Below are 3,886 nucleotides of genomic sequence, written 5' to 3'. Positions count from 1 at the left end.
AATACTGCTTGTTTAGAGTTTAAAAAAATTAAAAAGCAATATAATGATCACATTAATGAGCAAGGATTAATTGGTATTAATCCTGCGATGCTTATTCAAATTGATAACGATAGTAAAAATATTGAAAAAAATGCAGAATTTAATAAGCAAATGGATTTAATTATTAAAATTTTAGAATCACACAATTTAAGTTGAGTAAAATATTTTGATGAAAAGAAAGTTTCAAGTAACATTAGACAAAAAGAAAACCTTTCATTACGTGATATTTCACATAAATCATCACCAGTTGATGTTATTATATTTAAAATAGGTCCAGCAACAGGTTGAAACATACCAAGAGCTTGTATGCTTGTACAGCTTAGAAATATATCATCAACAAATTTAAGTATTCAAACAATAGGAAGAATTAAAAGAAATCCAAATCCTGAATATACTTTTAGAGATAATTCAATATCTAGAAATTACTATATTTATAGTAATTTAGATGTAAAAGATACTCAAATAAAAAGCGCAGTTTTAAAACCGCAATATTCAAATCTTGTTTTTCCTGTAGGTGTTTTAGAAGGTATTAAAAATAAACAAACAATTATCTCAATTGATGAGTATGAAGTTGCTGCTCTTGAAAAACTTGAAAAAGATTTTGATGGATGAAACAATACCTTACAAGAAATTAACTTTTTAAAGTTTTATTATGTTAATGCAGAAAAATATAAAAATGAATTGCTAAAAAATAAATATATTTCAATTGAAACTAAAAAATGAGGTTCTGGTTTATTTATCGATACTAAAATACATAATAGTTTAGAATTGCAAATTTATTTAATTAAACTGCAAAATAAACATCAAAAGTTTTTTACTAAAAAAATTATTCAATATTTTGATGAGATGTTTTTAAAACTGCACAAAGAAAATCTTCAAAAAAATCTATATTGATTAACTATATACAAAACTTATGCAGATGAATTGCACAAAATTTATCAGGATATATTTAAAAAAGAATTTGAAACTAAAAATGCAAAATATGCAATAAAAATGACGAATAAACTTCCACAAAATTTATTTTGAATAACAGATGAAAAGTCACAAAAACTATATGAAACAAAAAATTATTTTGCTTATAAAGAATTAACAAGTGAAAACATCAAGGACTTAAAATTTGATTCTGAAGCAGAATTATTTTTTGCAAAAGAAGTTGAAGATTTTTTGCAACGTAATGATATTGTTGTGTGAACGAAAAATCCTGTTCAATATGGTATAAATTTTGAATATATTAATAATTCATTTGAACTAAGCAATTCTTATCCTGATTTTATTATTAAAAAAGATAATCATTTTGTTTTTGTAGAAGTTAAAACTTATTTAAATGATTTAGATGAAAACAAAACTAAAACACTTTTTGAGGAGTATCAAAAATATCTTGCAAACTTTAATGATAAACAATATGATTTATCTTTAATAATTTGTTTTGTTAAACCTAAAAATAATGATGCAGATTTTAAATATGCAGGTTCAAGTTCGATTAATGAAGTTGATATTAAATTAAAAAACTTCGATCAAAACAATTCACATATTCATGATCAAATTATTAGTAAATCATTACAACACTTAAAAGAAATTTTTAGTATTACAGATAAATAGTTTATACATCAATGTTTTAAAAACATTGATTTTGTTTACTAAAGAGAGATAAAATTGTGGTTATATCGCAGTTATTTACACTTTCTCAATCTTTTTACTCTTAAAATATCTAAATATAATAAAATATATTTATAAATGGAGGATTATGGAAACAAAATTATTAGAAACATATAAAAAACAATTAGATGAAATATCATCAAAAGAATTAAATAAAGATCAAAAAGATTTAGTGTATGAAATATTATCTAAATTTGATGATTCAAAATTAGAATATGTATTTCAATTTCTAGCACAAAGAGTAAAAACTGGTTTTAGATTTGATATTGCACCAGAAACAAATTCAAATACTATTGCAATTTTAGAAAAAGATGCAAATCTTAGTTTTGTTTTAGATCAAAACAAAACTAATCAAAATACTTTAATCATAGGTGAAAACTATGATGCATTAAAGAACTTAATAATGATAGAGAGAGAGAGAGAGAGAGAGCAGGTCTTGAATATAAATATGACCTAATTTATATTGATCCTCCTTATAATACCGAAGCAACAAGCAGCGATGGTAATTCTATTGCTGATGACAAAGAACAAATTAAAGCAAATAAATTTGTTTACAGGGATAAATATTCTCGTAATGGTTGACTTAATTTTATGAATGAAAGACTTCGTTTAGCAAAACAACTCCTTAAAGATGATGGGGTGATTTTTGTTTCAATCGATGATGCTGAACAAGCATATTTAAAAGTCTTGATGGATGAAATTTTTGGTGAAGAGAATTTTGTAGGTAATTTGATATGAAGAAAGAAAAATACTGGTGGTGGATCAGATAAAATAAATCTAGAAACTGAAACTGAGTTTATTTTGATATATGCAATATCAAAAGAAAAATTAGTGATAAATACAAAATCTATAGATAAAGATAAATATACACTTGAAGATGAATACATAGAAACAAGAGGTAAATTTTACTTAACTAATCTAGATCATTCTTGTTCTAAAAGTACATTTCAATATTCGGAAAGTCTTGATTATTTAATTAAAGCGCCTGATGGTAGTGAATTTAAAAATTATAACAATGTAAAAAAACCTAAATCATACAGTTACACAATCGGAAAGGAACTATTTAACTTTTTAAACAATAATGGTTTTATAGAAATACAACAAAAATTAGATAAAAATGGGACAAAATATTGAAAAGCATATAGAAAATCATATGAAAAAGTAATAGTAGATAGAAGAAAACCATATGAAATTTTAGAAAGAACAGAAGGAAATAATTTTAATAATTTAATTGATGAAGGAAATTTAACAACAAGTTCAGGAAAAAGAATACTTATCTCTGTTATTGATAATAAGGACTTCTCGTTCCCAAAACCAGTTGGATTAATTAAGTACATCACTGGTTTAATAAGAAATAAAAACGCACGTATCCTTGACTTCTTTGCTGGTTCAGGAACTACAGGACATGCTGTTTTAGAACTTAATAAAGAAGATGGCGGAAATAGAACTTATACTCTTGTCACAAACAATGAAAACAATATTGCAACAAATGTAACATATGAAAGACTTTTTAGAATCAATAATGGTGTTGGTACAAATGGTGAAGACTTTAAATGAGCAAAAGACAATGAACCATACAAATCAAATTTAAATGTTTACAATATTAAACATCAAGATGTTTCAATATTTAATAATCAACTATCAATTGATAATTTAACAAATCAAATAAAAAATGTTTTAATTGATTTTGGTATTGGTGAACAATATTTAAAAAATCTACAAGAAATTGATATTCTAAACTCTTTACTTGCACTAAAACCTCAAATTAAGGATGAAGATGCAACTAACTAATTCACAAAATAAAGTTGTTGATCTTTTAGTAAACGAGGCAACATCTACTTTACAAAATTCATCTAAAAATGCTGTGTATTTCAAAGCACCTACTGGTTCAGGTAAAACTTTTATGATGTTAAACTTTATAGATAAATTAATATCTTGAAGTAAATATCACCAAGATATTAATTTAGTTTTTGTTATTGTTACATTATCAAGTGCTGAATTACCAAAACAAATGTATGAAAGTTTTTTAGAATATAAATATTATATTGATAACAAAAACATTGTTATTCATAGAATTGAATCACCAAGTAGCTCAAAGAATGGATTTAGTAAAGAAAAAAACTATCAGTTTTTTGCTAATCCTAATGAAGTTTTTATAATGGGTGGTGATTCGTTTAAAAAAGGAACAATA

The 3,886-nt window shown here is 24.2% G+C and carries 4 protein-coding genes; all 4 read left to right on the top strand.

All coding sequences use genetic code 4. The features are described from left to right. Nucleotides 1-1,638, top strand: a 1,638-nt coding sequence (locus BU00_RS05255) for a DEAD/DEAH box helicase (protein WP_036459053.1), incomplete at its 5' end; no start/stop codon positions are given. Nucleotides 1,639-1,783: 145 nt separating this feature from the next. Continuing rightward, nucleotides 1,784-2,152 (top strand): hypothetical protein, encoded by a 369-nt coding sequence (locus BU00_RS05425; RefSeq protein ID WP_036459051.1) that lies wholly within the window; start codon nt 1,784-1,786, stop codon nt 2,150-2,152. Continuing rightward, nucleotides 2,083-3,486, top strand: coding sequence for a site-specific DNA-methyltransferase (locus BU00_RS05125; protein ID WP_342665346.1), 1,404 nt, complete (start codon nt 2,083-2,085; stop codon nt 3,484-3,486). Before BU00_RS05425 ends, BU00_RS05125 begins: the two co-directional genes overlap by 70 nt. Beyond that, nucleotides 3,473-3,886: DEAD/DEAH box helicase family protein (locus tag BU00_RS04690; RefSeq protein WP_036459049.1), on the top strand; the 414-nt coding region annotated here is incomplete at its 3' end. The genes BU00_RS05125 and BU00_RS04690, both read left to right, overlap by 14 nt.

This window comes from Mycoplasma leonicaptivi ATCC 49890 (genome assembly GCF_000622205.1).
Lineage (GTDB): Bacteria > Bacillota_I > Bacilli_A > Mycoplasmatales > Metamycoplasmataceae > Mycoplasmopsis > Mycoplasmopsis leonicaptivi.
This window is presented reverse-complemented; position numbering and strand designations above follow the sequence as displayed.